Source organism: Bradyrhizobium sp. USDA 4473 (assembly GCF_054063335.1).
The window spans coordinates 2,233,590-2,254,853 of record NZ_JBSSGE010000001.1 but is presented as its reverse complement, the minus strand read 5'-3'; the positions used below and the strand labels follow the sequence as shown (position 1 = coordinate 2,254,853).

18 protein-coding genes and 1 pseudogene are annotated in these 21,264 nt (G+C 64.6%); 10 read left to right on the top strand and 9 right to left on the bottom strand.

The features are described 5' to 3' along the window. Positions 1–26 precede the first annotated feature (26 nt). Positions 27–1,058, bottom strand: a complete 1,032-nt coding sequence (locus ACVW17_RS10485; RefSeq protein WP_456751814.1) for an ABC transporter substrate-binding protein — start codon at positions 1,056–1,058, stop codon at positions 27–29. A 145-nt stretch (positions 1,059–1,203) separates the two neighbouring features. Here ACVW17_RS10485 and ACVW17_RS10480 point away from each other — a divergent pair, with 145 nt between their 5' ends. After that, positions 1,204–2,010 carry a creatininase family protein gene (locus tag ACVW17_RS10480; RefSeq protein ID WP_456751813.1) on the top strand — a complete coding sequence of 269 codons (807 nt, stop codon included), beginning with the start codon at positions 1,204–1,206 and terminating at the stop codon, positions 2,008–2,010. Positions 2,011–2,157: 147 nt separating this feature from the next. Continuing rightward, the gene (locus ACVW17_RS10475; protein ID WP_456751812.1) at positions 2,158–2,418 is read left to right on the top strand and encodes a hypothetical protein; all 261 of its coding nucleotides are present in this window, start codon (positions 2,158–2,160) and stop codon (positions 2,416–2,418) included. A gap of 133 nt (positions 2,419–2,551) precedes the next feature. Here ACVW17_RS10475 and ACVW17_RS10470 read toward each other — a convergent pair whose 3' ends face one another. Continuing rightward, positions 2,552–2,821: a metal-sensing transcriptional repressor gene (locus ACVW17_RS10470; RefSeq protein ID WP_456751811.1), complete on the bottom strand. Its 270-nt coding sequence runs from the start codon at positions 2,819–2,821 to the stop codon at positions 2,552–2,554. Positions 2,822–3,156: 335 nt separating this feature from the next. Here ACVW17_RS10470 and ACVW17_RS10465 point away from each other — a divergent pair, with 335 nt between their 5' ends. The 5 genes and pseudogenes from ACVW17_RS10465 to ACVW17_RS10445 all read left to right on the top strand — a co-directional run bounded on the left by ACVW17_RS10465 (position 3,157) and on the right by ACVW17_RS10445 (position 9,502). After that, entirely contained in the window at positions 3,157–3,438 is a 282-nt protein-coding gene (locus ACVW17_RS10465; RefSeq protein WP_456751810.1) for a hypothetical protein, read from the top strand. 176 nt (positions 3,439–3,614) lie between these two features. Further along, positions 3,615–5,258 (top strand): Nramp family divalent metal transporter, encoded by a 1,644-nt coding sequence (locus tag ACVW17_RS10460; protein WP_456751809.1) that lies wholly within the window; start codon positions 3,615–3,617, stop codon positions 5,256–5,258. Continuing rightward, the gene (locus tag ACVW17_RS10455; protein ID WP_456797091.1) at positions 5,255–5,485 is read left to right on the top strand and encodes a hypothetical protein; all 231 of its coding nucleotides are present in this window, start codon (positions 5,255–5,257) and stop codon (positions 5,483–5,485) included. Before ACVW17_RS10460 ends, ACVW17_RS10455 begins: the two co-directional genes overlap by 4 nt. Before the next feature lie 307 nt (positions 5,486–5,792). Next, entirely contained in the window at positions 5,793–7,787 is a 1,995-nt protein-coding gene (locus ACVW17_RS10450) for a carbohydrate porin (protein ID WP_456751807.1), read from the top strand. Positions 7,788–8,037: 250 nt separating this feature from the next. After that, positions 8,038–9,502: pseudogene (locus ACVW17_RS10445) on the top strand (FAD-dependent monooxygenase). 147 nt (positions 9,503–9,649) lie between these two features. On the opposite strand, the gene ACVW17_RS10440 reads toward ACVW17_RS10445, so the two are convergent. The 3 genes from ACVW17_RS10440 to ACVW17_RS10430 all read right to left on the bottom strand — a co-directional run bounded on the left by ACVW17_RS10440 (position 9,650) and on the right by ACVW17_RS10430 (position 13,442). Beyond that, on the bottom strand, positions 9,650–11,275 hold the full coding sequence (locus ACVW17_RS10440) for an FMN-binding glutamate synthase family protein (protein WP_456751805.1): 1,626 nt from the start codon (positions 11,273–11,275) through the stop codon (positions 9,650–9,652). 270 nt (positions 11,276–11,545) lie between these two features. Beyond that, positions 11,546–12,415, bottom strand: coding sequence for a patatin-like phospholipase family protein (locus ACVW17_RS10435; protein WP_456751804.1), 870 nt, complete (start codon positions 12,413–12,415; stop codon positions 11,546–11,548). Positions 12,416–12,668: 253 nt separating this feature from the next. After that, positions 12,669–13,442: a ferredoxin--NADP reductase gene (locus tag ACVW17_RS10430; protein ID WP_456751803.1), complete on the bottom strand. Its 774-nt coding sequence runs from the start codon at positions 13,440–13,442 to the stop codon at positions 12,669–12,671. A 296-nt stretch (positions 13,443–13,738) separates the two neighbouring features. On the opposite strand from ACVW17_RS10430, the gene ACVW17_RS10425 reads away from it, so the two are divergent. Beyond that, positions 13,739–14,674 carry an ATP-grasp domain-containing protein gene (locus ACVW17_RS10425; RefSeq protein WP_456751802.1) on the top strand — a complete coding sequence of 312 codons (936 nt, stop codon included), beginning with the start codon at positions 13,739–13,741 and terminating at the stop codon, positions 14,672–14,674. Between the two features lie 262 nt (positions 14,675–14,936). On the opposite strand, the gene ACVW17_RS10420 is transcribed toward ACVW17_RS10425, so the two are convergent. Beyond that, positions 14,937–15,260 carry a response regulator gene (locus tag ACVW17_RS10420; RefSeq protein WP_456797090.1) on the bottom strand — a complete coding sequence of 108 codons (324 nt, stop codon included), beginning with the start codon at positions 15,258–15,260 and terminating at the stop codon, positions 14,937–14,939. Between the two features lie 229 nt (positions 15,261–15,489). On the opposite strand from ACVW17_RS10420, the gene ACVW17_RS10415 reads away from it, so the two are divergent. Further along, entirely contained in the window at positions 15,490–15,744 is a 255-nt protein-coding gene (locus ACVW17_RS10415) for a hypothetical protein (RefSeq protein WP_456751799.1), read from the top strand. Positions 15,745–16,058: 314 nt separating this feature from the next. Continuing rightward, complete coding sequence (locus ACVW17_RS10410; RefSeq protein ID WP_456751798.1) at positions 16,059–16,286, top strand: hypothetical protein; 228 nt, start codon at positions 16,059–16,061, stop codon at positions 16,284–16,286. 27 nt (positions 16,287–16,313) lie between these two features. On the opposite strand, the gene ACVW17_RS10405 is transcribed toward ACVW17_RS10410, so the two are convergent. From ACVW17_RS10405 to ACVW17_RS10395, 3 genes are all read right to left on the bottom strand, one after another. Beyond that, the gene (locus tag ACVW17_RS10405) at positions 16,314–18,722 is read right to left on the bottom strand and encodes a bifunctional diguanylate cyclase/phosphodiesterase (protein WP_456751797.1); all 2,409 of its coding nucleotides are present in this window, start codon (positions 18,720–18,722) and stop codon (positions 16,314–16,316) included. 224 nt (positions 18,723–18,946) lie between these two features. Further along, entirely contained in the window at positions 18,947–19,897 is a 951-nt protein-coding gene (locus tag ACVW17_RS10400; RefSeq protein WP_456751796.1) for an amino acid ABC transporter substrate-binding protein, read from the bottom strand. A gap of 12 nt (positions 19,898–19,909) precedes the next feature. Further along, entirely contained in the window at positions 19,910–21,199 is a 1,290-nt protein-coding gene (locus tag ACVW17_RS10395; protein ID WP_456751795.1) for a dicarboxylate/amino acid:cation symporter, read from the bottom strand. Positions 21,200–21,264: the final 65 nt, after the last annotated feature.

Sequence of the window (21,264 nt, the reverse complement as noted above, 5' to 3'; positions counted from 1 at the left end):
CCTGGGTACATGCCCGTCCGCGCCCGTCAGTTCTTCGGCCGCAGCTCGACGCCGACCGCCTTGTTGACGAAGCGCAGCGTGTAGCCCTGGCGATAGTCGATGGTGCTCTTCACCACGCCGGCGCGCACCATCTTGTCGAAGAAGCTCGCCATCCGCTCGTCGGTCATGGCGCCGATGCCGTTCTTGACGGAGTCGCCGGAGTCGACGATGCCATGCTCGCGCATCTTGGCAACGCAATAGGCCAGCAGCTCGTCGTTCATGTCGGGGTTGAGCTTCTTGATCATCGCATTGCCGGCCGAGTTGTCGCCGTAGACATAGGTGTACCAGCCGACAACAGAGGCATCGACGAAGCGCTGCACCAGGTCAGGCTTCTTGTCGACCAGGTCGCGGCGGGTCTCGATCAACGTCGAATAGGAGTTGAAGCCGTAATCGGCGAGCAAGAGCACGTTCGGCTTGAAGCCGGCGGCCTTCTCGACCGCAAAGGGTTCCGAGGTGACGTAGCCCTGCATCGCGGTCTGCTTGTTCACGATGAAGGGCTGCGGATTGAACGTGTAGGGCTTCACCTTGTTTTCATCGAAGCCGTATTCGGATTTCAGCCACTGGAAGTAGCTGGTGATGCCCTCCTTGGAGATCAGAAGCGTCAGCGGCTTCAGATCCTCGATCTTCGTGACCTTGACCTCGGGATGGGTCAGGAAGACCTGCGGGTCCTTCTGGAACATGGCGGCGACCGCGACCAGCGGCACGTTGTTGGTGACGGCATCGAAGGTCTGCAGCGAATTCGCGCTCATGAAGAAGTCGAGCTTGCCCGCGATCAAGAGCATGCGGTTGTTCTCGTTGGGACCGCCGGGCACGATGGTGACGTCGAGGCCGTACTTCCTGTAGGTGCCGTCGGCCAGCGCCTGGAAGAACCCGCCATGCTCGCCCTCGGCGACCCAGTTGGTGCCGAACGAGACCTTGTCCAGAGTCTGCGCTCGTGCCGGGACGAGGGTCACGGCGAGGCCGAAGGCAACGGCCAGCAGGCTTGTGGTTAACGCTCGCGGCAAAAAGGCCCGGATCATGGTTGGACTCCGTCTGATATTATGGCCCATGATGGAAGGCGGGACACGTGGACCGCGCCCGGAGACGCGAACGCCCCGAATGATGTTAGACAAACTAGCCTGCAAATCCATCCAATGAAACGCTTGTATTGAGACGACCGGCCCGATGACTTCTCAGCTCCCGTCCCGTGACTGGACCGCCATCCACTGGCCCGACCTCGCCAAGGGGGCGGCGGCGCGCTGGATCGCGGTGCTGCCGCTGGCCGCGACCGAGCAGCACGGGCCGCATCTGCCGCTCGGAACCGACGTCATGATCGGCGAGGCGTATCTGGCGCGGGTGCGCGAGCTGCTGCCGGCCAAGATCCTGGCCACGTTCCTGCCCGTGCAGCCGGTCGGCATCTCCACCGAGCACATCGATTTTCCCGGCACCCTGACGCTGCCGACCGAGGTCGCACTGAAGGGCTGGATGGCGCTCGGCGAGAGCGTGGCGCGCACCGGGATCAGGAAGCTCGTGATCGTGACCAGCCATGGCGGCAATTCGGCGGCGATGCAGCTGGTGGCGCAGGATCTGCGCGCGCATCACAAGATGCTGGTGGTGACCACGAGTTGGTCGCGCTTCGGCGCGCCCGACGGGCTGTTCGATGCCGACGAACTGCGCCACGGCATCCATGGCGGCGCAGTCGAGACCTCGATCATGCTGGCGAAATATCCGCAACATGTGCGCAAGGATGCGATCGCGGACTTCAAGTCTGCAAGCGTGCAGATCGAGAAGGATCATCGTTTGCTGTCGACGCAGCGCCCGGCGCCGTTCGCCTGGCAGGCGCAGGACCTTAATCCCAGCGGCGCGATCGGCGATGCGACCAAGGCCTCTGCCGACAAAGGCGAGAAGCTGCTCGAGCACGGCGCACGCGCGTTCTGCGAGCTGCTGGCCGATGTCGATCGGTTCGATCCGGGCGTCTTTCAGGGCAACTGACCGGGCATCGCTACGTTCGGCGAGAGGCCGACGAAACAATTCACGAAACCATATTTCCTGCCTCGTGTTCGAACCGGAACCGAAAAACCTCCGTCCAACGGGCATGCGGACCACACCGGCGCCGCGCTCAAACAGGATGAGTATCCGATGTCGATCAAGACCAAGTTGGCCGCCCTCGCCCTCACTGCGCTTGCCGTGACCGGCACCATCGCGACCACCACCTCGCAGGCCGAAGCCAGGCCGTATGGCTGGGGCTGGGGCGTCGGTGCAGGCCTCGTCGGCGCCGCCATCGTCGGCAGCGCGATCGCAGCCAATGACGGCTACTACAGTGGCTATCGCCGCTGCGTCTGGGTGCGCCAGTTCGACGCCTACGGCAACTACATCGGCCGCGTGCGTTCCTGCTACTGATCGACGGGTTTCTCATAAAGGCTGCGGATCCTGCGTTCGGCGCGGGTCCTCATCCACCCCGTGTCGCAACCGACCCGTCCGGTGATCCCCCCGGGCGGGTCACGCTTTGCCAGCTCGCCGCATGCGGGCCGTCTCACAGATATTTCGCGATCAGCCGGAAGTCGCGCAGCACGCCGCGGCCCTTCGGACCCGACGCCTTCAGCGTTTCCTCCAGGCTGTGGCCGATGTGATCGTGGATCAGCGCCTTCTTGGCGCTCTCGATCGCGCTCTCCACCGCCTGCAATTGCTGGGCGATCTGCGCGCAGGGCCGGCCCTGCTCGATCATCTCGACAATGGTCTCGAGATGGCCGTTGGCGCGCTTCAAGCGCCGGGCGATCGCAGCGTGCGGATGGTCGTCGGGCATCTGGGTCTCCTATCCTCCCTGGAGGATAATCATGATCCTCCCCGGAGGATAGCAGAATCGGCTTGACAGGCCATTGTCACGGGCGTAGTGCCCGATTGCCGGAACATGCGTTCCGCACCGGGGTTTTACTCCCGGATAGCAACCCGACCACGAGCCAGCACAGAAGGCACATGGGCAGTAGCAACTCAGGCGACAGTCGACCGGCAACGGGACACTTGACGCCGCAACACCGCAAGACTGTCGCGCAGATTGCCTGCGTGGATGGGTGGTCGCGCCTGACGTAACCGCCTGCTCCTCACCGGCCTGCCGCGCGACAGCGGAAGTGGAGGTGAGCGATGTTCGAAAAGCTCGCAAAATTCCGGTCGTTCGAGCCGCGGCGCGTGCCGCGGCCGGCGGCCATTCATTCCAATGACAACCTGCCGGGCTTTCGCCGCCTGGCCGGCCGCCGGCGTCCAACCCCGGCCTGTCATTGGGTTCTGATCGAGGGCCGGCTGGAGTGCCGGTGGAGGATCGACGACGGCAGCGGCGATCTCGATCGTCAGCGGCGCGCGGGCCGGCATCTCGGCCCGCGCGTGAGAGCTACACGTCTCGCGGTGAAGACCGCCGCGTACGTCTAGGAGGCCAATATGGACGAAGGACCTAGTCGTCCCGTTGCGCGCCATCGCGGCGCGGCAGCGGGACCATGGAGCTGCATCACATCTGGAAACGCCGCTGCTCACGGTAGCGGAGACGTGCGTACCTAGCGGCGCTGCGTCCCTCCCGCCGTGCCCGCAAGGCGGCGAGGAGACGCGAAATGACCGAAAGCAAGATCACCCAAACCGCCATTCTCGACAGCGCACATGCCGGAGATATCCGCGGCGCGCTCGGCAGCATTGCACGCGACGACACCGCACCGCGTGCGACCTTGCTGGCGCGGCTGAAGACGCTGCTGGCGATCGTCGGTCCCGGCCTGATCGTGATGGTCGGCGACAACGATGCCGGCGCGTTCGGCACCTACACCCAGGCCGGGCAGAATTACGGCACCACGCTATTGTGGACGCTGCTGCTGCTGATCCCCGTGCTCTACGTCAACCAGGAGATGGTGGTGCGGCTCGGCGCCGTCACCGGCGTCGGCCATGCGCGGCTGATCTTCGAGCGCTTCGGCAAGTTCTGGGGCGCCTTCAGCGTCATCGACCTGCTGGTGCTGAATGCGCTGACCATCGTCACCGAATTCATCGGCATCACCTTCGCGCTGCATTTTCTCGGCGTCTCGCGGTTCTGGGGCGTGCTGGCCTCGGCTGTGATCGTGATGCTGGCAGTCTCGACCGGCGACTTCCGTCGCTTCGAGCGCTTCGGCATCGTGCTGGTGATCGGCAGCCTGCTGCTGGTGCCGGTCATCCTGATGGTGCACCCGCCGATCGGGCAGATCGCGGCCGACTTCTTGGTGCCGAAGATGCCGCACGACGCCAAGCTCAGCGAGGTGATGCTCCTGATCGTCGCGATCGTCGGCACCACGGTGGCGCCGTGGCAATTGTTCTTCCAGCAGAGCTACATCGTCGACAAGCGGATCACGCCGCGCTTCATCCGCTATGAGCGGATGGACCTCTGCCTCGGCATCGTGCTGGTCGTGGTCGGCGCGGTGGCGATGATCTCGTTCTGCGCAGCGGTGTTCGCCGGCAAGCCCGAATTCGGCAATTACACCGACGCGCTGGGGACCGCGGTCGGGCTCGAAAAATATGCCGGCCGGCTGCCGGCGGTCCTGTTTGCCCTCGCGCTACTGGATGCCTGCATCATCGGCGCGGCCGCGGTGTCGCTCGCAACCGCCTACGCGATCGGCGACGTGTTCGCGGTCAAGCACTCGTTGCACCGCAAGCCATGGGATGCGAAGGGCTTCTACAGCGTCTATTGCGGGCTGATCGTGCTGGCCGCCGTGCTGGTGCTGACGCCGGGCACGCCGCTCGGGCTGCTCACCAATGCGGTGCAGACGCTGGCCGGCGTGCTGCTGCCGAGCGCGACCGTGTTCCTGCTCTTGCTGTGCAACGACCGCCACATCCTCGGGCCGTGGGTGAACTCGACGCGGTTGAACCTGTTCACCGGCGCCGTGGTCGCGGGGCTGGTGATGCTGTCGGTGATCCTGACCGCCTCGGTGCTGTTCCCCGACCTCGGCGAGCAATGGATCATCGGCATCCTGGTCGGCGGCAGCGGGCTTGCACTCGCGCTCACCGCCGCCGTCAAGTTCTACGAAATGTCGTCGCGACGTCACGCTTCATTCCGCTTCAGGCGCAAGCCGCCGCTGGCCGATCGCGACAGCTGGCGGATGCCGCCGCTCGACCGGCTGCCGCCGGCGCGACTCAGCCCGCTGAGCCGGATCTGGATGATCGTGCTGCGCTTCTATCTGGTGGTTGCCGCCGGCCTTGTGCTGCTGCGCATCGTCCAGCTCGCGACGGTCGGGGCGTGACGGCGCTCGGCCGCGGCCGGCGGTGGGGCGCGATCATGCTGTTCAGGCTGGCCGGCGCCATCCTGCGCGGTGCGGCTGCGCTCCATCAGCGGCACGTGATTTCGCCCGCCGGCTTGCGGACGGCGCTGTCGATGGCGCGATCGGTCGAACGGGCCGGCGCGCGGATCGTGCTCGGCAGGGCAGCGCAGCCGGCATTCATCGCAACAACGGAAGAAGACAATGACTGAACGGTCCGATCTCGACCGATCTGCCACAGCCGCGCAGCCGATCGCAGCCGCGGAGGCGTGCAGCCCGGCGGTGTTACGTGACTGTCATAGTGGCGTGCAAATCGAAAAGGTATCAGGCGCACCCCAGTTGCTATTGCGAATTATTTGCAATAAGAAGCTGAGGATGCCAGGTGCTGATCTGGCTTTGGATGGGACGAGACGGATCGGACCGGGGACGGCGGGCAATGAATTCAAATCTCGGGTGGCACACGGCCGCCAAATCTGTGATGACGGGCGAAACCGCCAACCGTTCGCGGAACGCCGCGCCATGACCTGCGTCCGTCTCTTCCGGGTTCAGATCGCCGCCGGCGCAGCGCTCGGTGCGGCCACCTTCGGCGCGCCGGCGACCGCGGCCGATCTGCCGCTCAAGTCCCCAGCCGCCAAGGCGGTCTACAGCTGGACCGGTTTCTATGTCGGCGGCCATGTCGGTTATGGCGACGGCACCCTGGGCCCCGGCACCAATCCGATCCTGGAGCAGGGCGTGTTCTTTCCGCCCACCATCACCGGCGGGATCGGCGGCTTCCAGGCCGGCTACAACAAGGAATTCGCCAACCGCTTCGTGCTCGGCGTCGAGGCGGACGCGACTTTCACCGGCCCCACCGACCTGCCGCGGCGTGTGCCGGGGCCCTTCAATTCGTCGATCGACTATGTCGGCACGGTGCGCGGCCGCGCCGGTTACAGCTTCGGCAGCTGGATGCCCTATGTGACCGGTGGCTTCGCCTGGGGCCACACCGAGGTCAGGGTCAACGATGCCGGCGGCAACGTGATCTCCGAGCCCGGCCAGTACCAGACCGGCTGGACCGTCGGTGCCGGCGCCGAATTTGCGCTGAGCGGCAACTGGACCGCCAAGCTCGAATACGACTACATCGACCTGTCGCGCCGCACGCTCGGCCTCGACGATTTCGGCATGCCCGGCGTCAGCATCGACCCGCGCATTCATTTGCTGAAATTCGGCCTGAACTACCAGCTCGGCGACTCGCCCTGGTCGGCGACGCCGACGCGGAGCGCGCTGCCCGACTCCAGCGACTGGAGCGTGCACGGGCAGACCACGCTGCTCGGCCAGGGCTATCCGTCGTTCCGCGCGCCCTATTCCGGCACCAACAGCCTGCCGGGCGTGAGCCAGGTGCAGCAGACCTGGACCACGACGGCGTTTCTCGGCGTGCGGCTCTGGGAGGGCGGTGAGCTCTATTTCAACCCCGAGACGGCGCAGGGTTTTGGCCTCAACGGCACGCTCGGCCTTGCCGGCTTCCCGAACGGCGAGGCGCAGAAGGCCGGCGCCGAATTCCCGAAGATCCGGCCGCAGCGCTATTACCTCAAGCAGATCTTCGGCTTCGGCGGCGAGCAGGAAGACGTCGCGGACGGTCCGAACCAGATCGCGGGCAAGCGCGACATCGATCGCCTCACGATCGTGGTCGGCCGCTTTGCGGTGGGCGATTTCTTCGACGGCAATTCCTACGCCAAGGACCCGCGCGCCGACTTCATGAACTGGGCGATGTGGGCGTCGGCCGCCTACGACTTCCCGGCCGATCTGCCCGGCTACACCCGTGGCGCCGTGGTCGAGCTCAACCGCAAGGACTGGGCCGTGCGCGCCGGCGTGTTCCAGGTGCCCAATGCACCGAACAGCGACGTGCTGGTCTCCAACGCCAATACCGGCGGCGCGGTGGTGGAATTCGAGGGCCGCTACTCGATCTTCGATCAGCCCGGCAAGCTGCGCGTCGGCGTGTTCGGCAATCGCGGCAACACCGGCAATTACGCCCAAGCGCTCGCGATCGAGGACGCCAACCCTGCGCTCGACATCAACGACGTGATGGCCGGTATCCGCAAGGACAACACCAAATACGGTTTCTATTTGAACGGCGAGCAGCAGATCGCAACCGATGTCGGCATGTTCGGGCGCCTCAGCTGGAACGACGGCCGGACCGAGATCCTGTCGTTCACCGACGTCGATCGCAGCCTTTCGGGCGGCCTGTCGATCAAGGGCAGCCGATGGGGCCGGGCGAACGACACGATCGGCATCGGCGGCGCGATCAACGGGCTCTCCGCCGCGCACCGCGACTACCTCGCTGCCGGCGGCCTCGGTCTGCTGATCGGCGACGGTGCGCTGAACTACAGCCCGGAGCGGATCTTCGAGACCTATTACGCCTATCAGGTGAACAAGAACCTGACCGTGACCGCGGACTATCAGTTCATCACCAACCCCGCCTACAACGCCGACCGCGGCCCGGTGCACATCTTCTCCGGCCGCATCCACGGCGAGTTCTGAGGCCGCTGTAGCCCGGATGGAGCGCAGCGAAATCCGGGGTGCTTCATCCGCGCATAAAGAATCCCGGATTGCGCGGAAGCATGGATTGCCTCGTCGCTTCGCTCCTCGCAATGACAGCCTGGATGGTTGGTCGAGGTGCGGCCAAGCCGAACGCCCTCTCCCCACTTAGATATATGTAGACCCCCCGGGCTTGCCGCAAGCCCGGGGTGATCCCGTAGAACGCGCGCCCAATCGAATGGAGGAGCGCGCGATGCGGGAACATGATGTGGTGATTTCCGGCGGTGGACCGACCGGGTTGATGCTGGCGTGCGAGCTGGCGCTGGGGGGAATCGACGTTGCGATTGTCGAGCGGCGCGCCAGCCAGGATCTTATGGGCTCCCGCGCAGGCGGGCTGCACGCGCGCACCCTCGAGGTGCTCGACCAGCGCGGCGTCGCGGACCGGTTCGTCTCGGAAGGGACGCGCCATCCGGTCGTGCACGTCCACCCGATGCCGCTCGATCTCAGCGATTTTCCGACCCGGCATAATTACACGCTCGCGCTGTGGCAAAACCATATCGAGCGTATCCTGGCCGGCTGGGCCGGCGAGCTCGGCGTGCCGATCTATCGCGGGTGCGACGTGACCGGCTTTACGCAAGATGACAGCGGCGTCGATGTCACGCTGTCAGAGGGCGATGTGCTGCGGGCACAGTATCTTGTCGGCTGCGACGGCGGACGCAGCCTGGTTCGCAAGGCAGCCGGCATCGATTTCCCCGGCTTCGAACCGACCGCCAGCTGGCTGATCGCGGAAGTGCAGATGGCGGAGGAGCCGCCGCTCGGCTTTCGCAACGATGCCGTCGGGATCCACGGGATCGGCAAGATCGAGGACGGACGCGGGTTGCGGCTGGTGCTGACCGAGCGGCAGCTAAAGTCCACCGAACCTAGCTTGAGCGATGTGCGCGAGGCGCTCGTCGCGGTCTATGGCTCCGACTTCGGCATCCACAGTCCCGGCTGGATCTCACGGTTCACCGACATGGCGCGTCAGGCAGGCGCCTATCGCGAACGGCGCGTGCTGCTCGCCGGCGACGCCGCGCATGTGCATCCGCCGATGGGCGGACAGGGCCTCAACATCGGCGTGCAGGACGCGGTCAATCTCGGATGGAAGCTGGCGCAGGTGGTCAAGGGCATTGCGCCGGACAGTCTGCTCGACAGCTACCACAGGGAGCGCCACCCGATCGGCGCTCGCGTGCTGCGCAATACGATGGCGCAGGTCGCGCTGCGCCGTACCGACGACCGCTCCAAGGCGCTGGATGAATTCGTGCGCGAACTGCTCAGCATGGACGAACCGCGCAGACGCTTCGCCGCGATGATGTCCGGACTGGACATTCGATACGATTTCGGCAGCGGCCATCCGCTGCTCGGACGCCGTCTGCCCGATCTCGATCTCGTCACCGCCGGTGGCCCGGTGCAGGCCTTCACGCTGCTGCACCTTGCGTGGCCGGTGCTGCTCAATTTCGGTGAGCCGGCCAGCGTCGACCTGACCGGATGGACCGACCGGGTTTCGGCTGGTCGACGCCGTCTATGGCGGCGAATGGGAGCTTCCGGCGATCGGCACCGTTGCGGCCCCGACCGCGGTGCTGGTGCGGCCCGACGGTTACGTGGCGTGGGTCGGAGAGCGCACGCAGGCTGGGCTCACTGAAGCACTGACGAGATGGTTCGGCGCGCCTGCCGGTACGTAGGGAACGTAGCCCGGATGAAGCCAACGGGTCGCGCGAACGCGCGCCCGATGACAGGCTCCGCGTAATCCGGGATCGGTCGATCCACAGAGAAAGGGCCCCGGATTGCGCTGCGCTTCATCCGGGCTGCGGCACGACGCTTTCGCGCTTCTACCCCGCCGGCTGGAACGAGTCCGCGCGCGCCATCGCCCAGGCGTCGCGGAAGCGGCGGTCCTGGGTGCCTTCGAGCAGCTCGCCGGGGCGCAGCGTCGGGTAGAGTTCGGCAAACGTGGAGACCTCGGTGGTCGAAGAGCGCTGCGAGAAGTGGATCGGGCGCAGATCCTTGGTGTGCTCAAGGCCGGCGGCGGCGAGCAGCTCGGTCAGCGCGTGCAGGGTCGAGTGGTGGTAATTGTACACGCGCTCGATCTTGTCCGGCACATAGAGCGCGCGGTTGCGGATCGGATCCTGCGAGGTGACGCCGGTCGGGCAGCGATCGGTGTGGCAGCTCAGGGACTGGATGCAGCCGAGCGCGAACATGAAGCCACGCGCCGAATTGCACCAATCGGCCCCGATCGCCATCGCGCGCGCCATGTCGAAGGCGGTCGCGATCTTCCCGGAGGCGCCGATCTTGATGCGATCGCGCGCGCCGATGCCGATCAGCGCGTTGTGGACGAAGTTGACGCCCTCGCGCATCGGCATGCCCAGATGGTCCATGAACTCGAGCGGCGCCGCACCGGTGCCGCCTTCATTGCCGTCGACCACGATGAAGTCGGGATACAGCCCGCTCTCCTTCATCGCCTTGCAGATCGCCAGGAATTCCCAGGGATGGCCGATGCACATCTTGAAGCCGGCCGGCTTGCCGCCGGACAGTTTTCGCATGTTCGCGACGAATTCCATCATCTGGATCGGCGTCGAGAACGCCTTGTGATAGGCCGGCGAGATGCAGTCCTCGCCCATCGGCACGCCGCGGATCTTGGAAATCTCCTCGGAGACCTTCGCCGCCGGCAGCACGCCGCCATGGCCGGGCTTGGCGCCCTGGCTGATCTTGAGCTCGACCATCTTGATCTGGTCCTCGCCCGCGACGCTCGCGAACAGCTCCGGGTTGAAGGTGCCGTCGCGGTTGCGGCAGCCGAAATAGCCGGAACCGATCTCCCAGATGATGTCGCCGCCCATCTCGCGGTGATAGGGACTGACGCCCCCCTCGCCGGTGTCGTGGGCGAAGCCGCCCTTCTTGGCGCCGGCATTCAGCGCCCGCACCGCGTTCGGGCTGAGCGCGCCAAAGCTCATCGCCGAGATGTTGAAGACCGAGGCCGAATACGGCCTGGTGCAATCGGGGCCGCCGATGGTGATGCGGAATTTCTCGTCGGCTTTCGGCTTCGGCGCCACCGAGTGGTGCATCCACTCATAGCCCTCGCGATAGACGTCCTCCTGAGTGCCGAACGGCCGCTTGTCGAGCACCATCTTGGCGCGCTGATAGACCACCGCGCGGGTGTCGCGGGAGAACGGCATCCCGTCCTTCTCGCTCTCGAAGAAATACTGCCGCATCTCGGGGCGGATTTCTTCGAGCAGGAAGCGGACATGCGCCGAGATTGGGTAGTTGCGCAGCACCGCATGATTCTTCTGTGTCAGGTCACGGATGCCGAGGAACGTCAGCGCGCCGAAGATGACCAGCGGGATCAGGACGATCTTGAAGACCTTGTGGTCGAATATTCCAACCAGCAGCAGGAGCGTGGTGACGACGGCGCAGATCGTCAGCACGATGAAGCGCGGCGAGAACGGAAGCAGCATCGTATCCATCGGAATCCCCTCCGGTCTGCCCTGACTACCCTGTCGGTCGTGAGCCTAATCCAACTCGCCGAACAAGTGCACTACGGTTATACGGCCGAGCAGTCACAGATGTGACAACCGCCCGGATGGGCGGGTGCTGTGGCCGGTCAAATTGAATCGAATTGCCTTTTGCAGTGCAACGAAGGGCAACCGCGCAACTGCGCTCCCTCGCCCACTCTCTTGTCCCCGCATCCGCCTTTGGGCGAAGGCGGATGCGGGGCGAGGTGAAGCGCGCCCCGCTCAATGGTCGTGCGGCTGCAATTCGTGCGGGATGTGGCCCGGCTTCAGGCCGTCGCCGGCCAGCCACGCATTGGTGGTGTCCAGGGCGCGTGCGATGTGATCTGAGGTCCGCGAGAAATCGTAGGGCGAGCCGACCAGCGGGCAGAGCGGCGGCACCACGAAATACTCGACGTCGGGGCCGATATTCTCGAGCTCGTTGACGAGCTGGCGCGCGATCAGCAGCGTCAGCGCATGCAGCGCGTTGGCAAGCGCGCCGACCGGCGGCGCCTGGTTGGCGCAGGCATGCCCGGTCGGCAGCACGATCAGGCGTTTTGCCCCATGCCTCACCGCAACGCGGACCGGCGTGTTGCTGGAGATCGCGCCATCGGCGAGGTAGTGATCGCGGTAATGCACCGGCGTGAACGCGCCGGGGATCGCGGTCGATGCGACGATCGCCTCCGCCGTCGAGCCTTCCGACAGCACCACGCTGTCGCCGCTGATGATGTCGGTGGTGACGATGTGGATCGGGATCCGCGCATCCTCGAGATTGCGGAACGGAATGTAATCGTCGATCAGCCTGCGCACGCCGTCATGCGGGATCAGGAAATCGCGCCGCCACAGGAAGCTGACCAGCGTCCGCCAGGTCACCGGAAACACGTCCTGCCGGTTCAGGCCGCGCCAGATCTCGGCGAGCCGCGCCACGCCCGCGACCGTCGGGTCGCCGGCATAGAAGGCGCCGTTCAAGGCGCCGACGCTGGAGCCCACCACCATGTCGGCCATCACGCCATGCCCGGCCAATGCCTGCAACATGCCGACCTGGACCGCACCAAAACTGCCGCCGCCGGCAAACACAAAGGCGGTCTTCGGTGCATCCGGATCGGTGATGGACAAGGTGCTGCTCCCTGGTCGCCACGTTCGGGGAGGGGCGCGCGGCGTTGGGGGCGTTATAGCAGCGGGGGAATGGACGGCGCTATATCAGGCGTCATTCCGGGGCGATGCGAAGCATCGAACCCGGAATCCATAACCACCAATGCAAAAGGCTGGAGCCAGATGAGGCCCCAGCCTTCGACAAACAAAAAGCAGTGGTTATGGATTCCAGGCCCATCGCTTCGCGATGTCCCGGAATGACGAAGTGGAAGGAGCCTTAACGCTCGACGAATGCCTTCTCGATCACGAAGTGGCCGGGCGTGTTGCCGCTGCCTTCCTGGAAGCCGCGGGTCTCGAACAGCTGCTTCAGCTCTTCGAGCATCGCCGGGCTGCCGCACATCATGATGCGGTCGGTCTCGATGTCGAGCGGCCCCTGATCTAGGTCGGTGAACAGCTGGTTCGAGGTGATCAGGTCGGTGATGCGGCCGCGGTTGCGGAACGGCTCGCGCGTCACGGTCGGATAGTAGGAGAGCTTCTCGGACAGCAGCGGCCCGAACAGTTCGTCGTCGCGCAGCTTGGCCACCAGCTCTTCGCCATAGGCGAGCTCGGAGACCTGGCGGCAGCCATGCACCAGCAGGATCTGGTCGTAGCGATCATAGACCTCGGGGTCCTTGATCAGGCTGGCGAACGGCGCGAGGCCGGTGCCGGTCGAGAGCAGCATCAGCCGCTTGCCGGGAATCAGATTGTCGGTGATCAGCGTGCCGGTCGCCTTGCGGCCGACCAGGATGGTGTCGCCCTCGCGGATCTTCTGCAGCTTGGAGGTGAGCGGGCCGTCCTGCACCTTGATCGAGAAGAACTCGAGCTCTTCCTCGTGATTGGCGCTCGCCATCGAATAGGCGCGCAGCAGCGGCCGGCCGTCGACCTCGAGGCCGATCATGGCAAACTGGCCATTCTGGAAGCGGAAACCGGAATCGCGGGTCGCCCGGAAGCTGAAAAGCGTATCGGTCCAGTGCTGAACGGAAAGAACCTTCTCTCGATAGAACGCGCTCATGTGTTTTCGTTTTCTCGACTGACCAGATTCAGAATGATTTGATTTCTAGACTGCTCGCGACGGCGCAGAAGTAGCCGAAATCATTGAAGATCTCGCGTGTCCATCGCGCCTGCGCATGAGATAGTCAAGACCAACTGGCGTGCAATTGCGATCTCAGAATGGCAGTCGTTCGATTTCGCGCAGAGGTTCAGCGACGGCATCGTTAACGCGCGGCGCTGCACGTAATTTACTTGCTGAGATCGGCGCCGATCTGGCAATTAATTGCTACGAAAACCGCGGCGAAGGGAAAATGTCTCGTGGTCCTGATCAGCCAGCGAACCTTCCTGGAAACCATCAAAAAATATTGTCTGGCGCACGATATTGCGGTCGAGGTCCGGTCAGGCGGCTGGCTGCTCATCTTGACCAAGGACGACGCGCGACATCTCGTGATCGGCTACGACGTCGGGCTGAACAGCGCGGTCGCGCACCAGGTCGCCAACGACAAATCGGCCTGCGCCGAGGTGCTGGCAGCGGCCGGCGTGCCAGCCATTCCGCACACGCTGTTTCTCGGCGCCAGGCTCAGCAAGCACATCCCGGGATCGGACTCGCTGGACGCGATGCAGCGTCTGCTCGACGCCCATCCGCACGGACTGGTCGTCAAACCGAATGAGGGGACGTCCGGCGAGCTCGTCGTCCGCGTGACGACGCGGGATCAGCTCGAGGCCGCGGTCGCGCGTATCCTTGCCGCGCATCCAAGCCTTGCGATCTCGCCCTATGTCGCGATCAAGCACGAAGTGCGATTCATCGTGCTCGACGACAGCGCCCTGCTCGCCTACGTCAAATTGCGTCCATCGGTTGTCGGCGATGGCATCCATTCGCTGCGCGAACTCGCGCACAAGGCCGCACATGCTGACCAGCTCAAGACCATCACCGACGACTTCTCGCCTGCCGTGCTAGACGGCATTCCGGCCAAAGGCGAAGTACGCATCATCAACTGGCGACATAATCTTGATTCCGGCGCCGAGCCGGCGCTGCTCAAGTCCAAGGAAATGCCGTCCTTCGGCAGCGCGCTTGCGATCAAAGCCGCACAGGCTCTTCGCATTCGCTTCGCTTCCATCGACGTGGTGCAGGCCGACGGCGGCTGGCAGATTCTCGAGGTCAACTCGGGGGTAAAGATGGAAGCGCTCGGCAGGCGCGCCCCTGATCTCGTCGAGATGATTTACTCCGCCGCGCTGGACAAGGTGTTCGCGTAGGTAGCGCATCTCGCGCTTCCCTTTAGGCGCCCCCAATCAGTCTCGCAGGTGCTGCTTTTCATAGGCGGCGACGATCAGCTCCGATTGCTCGATCTGTGCCATGAGACGGTCGATCTCGGCCTGTGTTTCCGGAAATACCTCCACACCCGCCCGTGTTTGCGGTTTGCAACTCCGCGAGCAGCTCACGATTCTTGGTGATCTGCTCGCGGTGCCAATCGATTTCTGGATCCTCTTGCATGAACCAATTCTCAATCCCCGAAACCTACGACGTCAGCTCGCGCAGCAGGAGGGGCGGATAAACCGGCTTCTCGAAGAACTTGACGCCGGCAGGCAGGGCGACGGCCAGCGGCAGGCCTGAGATCACCAGAACGCGCACGGCTGGGTCGCAATTGACCGCCATATGCGCGAGCGCGATCCCATCCATCTTGCCCGTGAGCTTGATGTCGGTCACGACAAGCGACGGGTGGCGCCGCTTGATGGCCAGCGCTGCCGTCTCTGCGTCCTCGCACTGGATGACGTCGAAGTGATCTTGCTCCAGCAACAGCGTGATCATGTCGCGCTGGATGATATCGTCTTCGACCACCACCGCAGTTTTTCGGTTTGGCCTCGCGTAACCCATGGCACCCTCCAAAGGGTAACCACAGTCAACGCTCGGGGACGCCGATAGTTCTGGTTCCAGGCCCAGCGACGGGCGGGTTCCGGCAAGCCTTTGCAGGTTCCAACCGGAACGACTTTCGAGGTATCGGAGTCATTGATGAGCGACGAGCTATCAGCTCGCGGCCGAAGAAAGGACGTCGTGCCAGGAGGCAAAGCTCATGAAGAACGCTGCACAGCCGGATCAGGATGTTTGCGAACCCTACGGGACCGACGTGACGACCGGCGCGCCAGGCAGTCTGTCCGCGCGACGACCGGCTGAAGATCGGGTCGACGAACATGCCAACGTCATGCGCTTCAAGACGATGGCGCGAGAAACGACCGATCCGCTCGGTGCCCGCCTGCACGACATTATTTCCGACATGGAAGCGGAGCTATCGCAAGTGGTCGACCGAATCGTCGCGGAGCGGCATTAGCCCGTCAGGCGACAAATTGGTCGATCTCACGATTGGTACTTGCCTGCCGATGCTCGAGAGATCGCGGCGCGTGGAAACTCGAAGCAAGATCCCGCCGGATCGATGGAGCGTTGATGGGGGTTATTGTTGGCCGCGCGATCTTCCAGGTCATGGTTGTGCTCGCGGCCGTCGGCATCGTTGCCCTCGCCTGCATGGCGGTGCAAGGCAGCTAGCGCCGATGCGCGAGCGTTCCCCGTCATTTTGATCCATTCGGCGGCTTGCTCATCCCGCCCAAGGGAGTACGCTTTGCGCATTCATCGACCCGGATCCAGATTATGCGCAAACTCCTTTTGAGTGTCCTGGCCGCCGCGGCGGTCGCCGCCACCCTCAATCCTCCGGCCGCCCACGCCGTATTCTGGCGCGGCGTCACGGCCCCGACCAATATCGACATCCACGGCTACCCGATCATCAAGGAGCCATATCCGAGCACATGCCAGTTGATCCATGTCAACGGATACTGGGTCCGGCAGTGCCTGGATCTGTCGCGCCGCTATTGGCGATGAACGACGCCGCGGCCGCGTGCACCGTCGTCAGGCGATCTGCGCCAGCGCCGGAGCGCTGTCCTGATCCGCCGCCGGCGCCACATCGCCGCGATGGGTGAGGCCGCGGAACGTCTCGATCCTGGCCGGCGCGCCCAGCAGGTAACCCTGCATTTCATCGCAGAGCTCGTCGCGCAGGAACTGGAGTTCTTCGTTCGACTCGACGCCTTCCGCGAGCACCGGCAGGCCAAGCCCCCGTCCGATGCCCAGCACGGCGCGCACGATGGTGGCGGCCTGCTCGTTGGTATCGACCGACTTGATGAACGAGCCGTCGATCTTGATCTTGTCGAACGGAAACGCGCGCAGGTTCGACAGCGACGAATAGCCGGTCCCGAAATCGTCCATCGCAATGCGCACGCCGAATCCCTTGACCCGCCGCAGCGTCGCCAGCGCGCGATTGAAATCGCGGACCAGCGCCGTCTCGGTGATTTCGATTTCGAGCCGGCGCGGCGAAAGCCCGCTTTCCAGCAATATCTTGTGCACGTCCTGCACGAAATTGCTGTTGTAGAGCTGCACGCCGGAGACGTTGACGGCAACCGTCAGCGGTTGCGTCCAGTTGGCCGCCTCCCGGCACGCCGTCCTCATCACCCAGTCGCCGATCTCCAGGATGGAGCCGGACTCCTCGGCGATCGGGATGAAGACCGCCGGCGAGATGTCGCCGCGGGTCGGATGCTTCCAGCGCAGCAGTGCCTCGAAGCCGGTCACGGCGCCGGAACGAATGTCCTTTTGCGGTTGATAGACCAGCCGCAGCTCGTCGCGGCCGATCGCGTGGCGCAGATCGTGCTCGATCATGCGCCGCTCGCGGACGTCGGAGCCCATCTTCGCCTCGAAGAAGCGGTAGGTGGAACGACCCTCGGTCTTGGCCCGATAGAGCGCGGTGTCGGCATGGACCAGCAAAGCCTCGCGTTCCGAGGCGTCATCGGGGCAGATCGCGATGCCGATGCTGCTCGAAATGCTCTCCACGTCGGGCATGATCTCCTTGCGGCGCAAGGCATCGAGGATGGCTTCGGCCAGATGGCTCACCGCGGACGGGCTGGCCTGCGGCACCAGGACGGCGAATTCGTCGCCGCCCAGCCGGGCCATCATATGCCGCTCGCCCAGCACCGCGGTCACGCGCGAGGCCACCGCCTGCAGCACCTTGTCGCCCGCGGCATGACCGAACAGGTCGTTGACCTCCTTGAAGCGATCGAGATCGAGGCAGAGCACCGCGAGCTTCTCGCTCTTGGCGAGTGCGATTCCGACTTCCTGATCCATCCGCGCGTTGAAGTGGCTGCGGTTTGGCAACGACGTCAGCGCATCATGGTGCGCCAGGTAACGAATATGCCGCTCCGCCTCGCGGCGCGCGCGCAGGTCGCGAACCGCAATGACGTGATGCGGCCGCCCGGCAAAATCGAGCGATCGCATGATCAGTTCGACCGGGATCATCGAACCATCGGTGTGATGCAGATTGGTCTCGATCGGCTTGTGCGGATCGGCGACGATCCTGGCGAGCGCGATCCGATCGGGAAAGCAGGTTGCGAGCCGGCAACCGACCAGTTGCTCGGAGGCGGCGCCCGCCAGATGCACGAGGCTGTCATTCACGGTCACGATCAGGTCGCCGTCACAGACCAGCAGCCCCTCGATGGCTCCGTTGGCGAGACCGCGCATGCGATCGGCCTCGATCTCCATCCGGCGCCGCTCGCGCAGATCGAGCGCGCTGCCGGTCAGCGCGAGCAGGATGATGATGAAGCTCGCGACGCCGACGGCGCCGGCAAGCCATTCGGCGGGCAGCGCCGAGCGCGACACCTGGATCGTCGGATCGGGAACGATCGATACCGCGCCCATCGCCGTGAAGTGGTGGCTGCAGATCGCGAGCGTCAGCAGCAGCGCGCCCACGGCCTTCCACTTTTCGGAGCGGTCATGGAGACCGGCGGGCAACGCCGCGGCGCCGATCACCGCACCAATCACAATCGAGACGACGACGAGCGTTCGATCCCAGAGGATGATTCCGGCGATCTCGAAGGCGGCCATGCCGGTGTAATGCATCGCGGCGATGCCGCCGGCGACGATTGCGCCGCCCAGCGCCGGTCCGAACCGCCAGCCCGGCCGCATCGCGACCGCCAGCCCCACGCCGGTGAGCACGATGGCCGCGACCAGCGAGAGAAAGGTCAGCTTGATGTTGTAACCGCTGGGAATTCCGGGCGTGAAGGCCAGCATCGCGATGAAGTGCGTCGCCCAGATGCCGAAGCCGGTGGACACCGCCGACACCACCAGCCAGACGCCGCGCATTTGACCGACGGAACTGCGCGCATGGCGCAGCAGGTTGATGGCTGCATAGGATGCGAGGCTACAGACGACGGCGGCCAGCCCGACGAGCCACAGGTCATGCTCGGTCGCGATGCAATTATAGACCTTGAACATCCGATCACTGCCGCAATTTGATGGACCCATAACGGGCCGTTATGGCCCGACGATAGGCGGCAGCGTCTTAGGAGTGGTAAATCCCCGTAAAAGACCGGAGTTTAAGCGCTTAACATGGTAAATAATTGGCGTCGACGCGCGCGGTCACGGCCGGTGCGGCCGCATGCCGAGCGCGGGCTCTCTTCTTTCCGGACGACGCCCGGCCCGGGCGGCCGTTCGGCAGCCTAATTGCTCTGCCCCTCGTCGAGCACCTTGAAGGCCTCTTCGAGCTGCGGCGAGAGCGCGACGTTGAGCTTCTCGCCGGTCGGCAGCCGGCCGACGAACCATTTGTTGTAGAGCGGGATGATGTCGCGGTTCGAGGCGAGCCTGCGGAAGGCGCGCTCGACCACGTCCTTCATCTGCGGCTCGCCCTTGCGGTACATGATGCCGTAGGGATCGTAGGACAGATAGTCTCCGGTGACGCGGAATTTGTCCTGCGACTTGTGCCGCGCGATCAGGCCGTAGAGCAGGATATCGTCGGTCGCGAACGCATCCGCCTTGCCGTCCACCAGCATCTGGTAGGACTGCTCATGGTCGCCTGCGGTGACGATGTTGAGGCCGAGCTGTTGCTTGGCGTCGACATTGTGCATCGCCTGCTCATTGGTGGTGCCTTTGGTCACCACCACCGTCTTGCCCTTCAGGTCGGCGACCTGGGCAACGCCGGAGGCCTTCGGCACCATCAGCTTGGTGCCGGCCACGAACATCAGCGGCGAGAACGCCACCAGCTTGCCGCGCTCGGAGTTCGCCGTGGTCGACCCGCATTCGAGGTCGATCTTCTTGTCGACGACCGCCGGAATGCGGTCGTCGGAGGTGACCTTGACGTAGTCCACCTTGAGGTTGGCGTCGTCGACCTCGGCGCCGATCTCCTCGACGATCGCATCGCACAGCTCGAGGCTGTAGCCGATCGGCCGGTTGGAGTGGTCGAGGAACGAGAACGGCGGCGAGCTCTCGCGATAGCCGATCCGCACACTGTGCGTGGCCTTGATGTTGGCGAGCGTGGGGCTGAGCCCCTCGCCCGCCGGCTGTGCGAACACCGGACCAGCGAGCAGGCTTGCCGCCAGCAGGCATGCCGACAGCAGCCATGTCGACGGCAGAGGCCCCTCAGCCCGTACTGGCCTCCAGCGGGCGCGATGCATGCATCCCTCCCGTCAATGGCCGGCCATCACGGCGCCGGGCACCGCGTCCTGCGGCACCGCGTCGTCGGGCCCGAGCTCGTGCTCGGCCTTCAGCTCGCCCTCCCACTTCGCGACCACCGACGTCGCCAGCGAGTTGCCGATCACGTTGGTGGCGCTGCGGCCCATGTCGAGGAAGGTGTCGATGCCCATGATCATCAACAGGCCGGCCTCGGGGATGCCGAACTGCGACAGCGTCGAGGCGATCACCACCAGCGACGCGCGCGGCACGCCGGCGACGCCCTTCGAGGTGATCATCAGGGTCGCCAGCATCGCGAGCTGCGTGCCGAGCGACATCTCGATGTGGTAGGTCTGCGCGATGAAGATGCTCGCGAAGGTGCAGTACATCATGGTGCCGTCGAGATTGAAGGAATAGCCGAGCGGCAGCACGAAGGCCGAGATCCGCGAGGAGGCGCCGAACTTGTTCAGTCCCTCCAGCGTCTTCGGATAGGCCGCCTCCGACGAGGCGGTCGAGAACGCGATCATCAGCGGCTCGCGGATCAGCCGCAGCAGATGACTGTAGCGCGGCCCGATCACGATGAAGCCGACCGCGACCAGGATGCCCCACAGGATCAGCAGCGACAGGTAGAAGCCGCCCATGAACACGATCAGCTTCCAGAGCACGCCGAGGCCGTTCTTCGAGACCGTCGCCATGATCGCGGCCCACACCGCGATCGGCGCGAACAGCATCACATAGCCGGTGACCTTGAGCATGATGTGCGCGAGGTCGTCGATCAGGCCCATGATCGGCTTCGACCGCTCAGGCATGGCGCCGAGCGCCACCGCGAAGAACACCGCGAACACCACGATCTGCAGGATTTCGTTCTGCGCCATCGCGTCCGCGATTGAGGTCGGGATCAGATGGGTCAGGAATTTCTCGATCGAGAACGCAGAGACCGGCAGGCCGGTCGACTGCGCCTTGTCGGGGAGCGTGCCGGGGAAGTTGGCGCCGGGCTGCAGCAGATTGACCATCACGAGGCCGAGCAGCAGCGAAACGAAGGAGGCGGAGACGAACCAGCCCATGGTCTTGGCGAAGATGCGCCCGAGCTTGGCGCCGCTTCCCATATGGGCAATGCCGCCGACCAGGGTGGCGAACACCAGTGGCGCGATGATCATCTTGATCAGGCGCAGGAACAGCATCGCGATCAGGTTGACGTCTGCTGCGATCTCGGCGCGGCTGTCAGGCAGATAGTTGAAGACGAGCGTCCCCATCGCGATGCCAAGGACCATCGCAATCAGGATGTACTGCGTAAACCTGTTCGACATTCTCTTACCCCCGTAAGTTCCCGGCGAAGGGCAAGTGTGGCAGATTTACGCAGCTACGCAACACG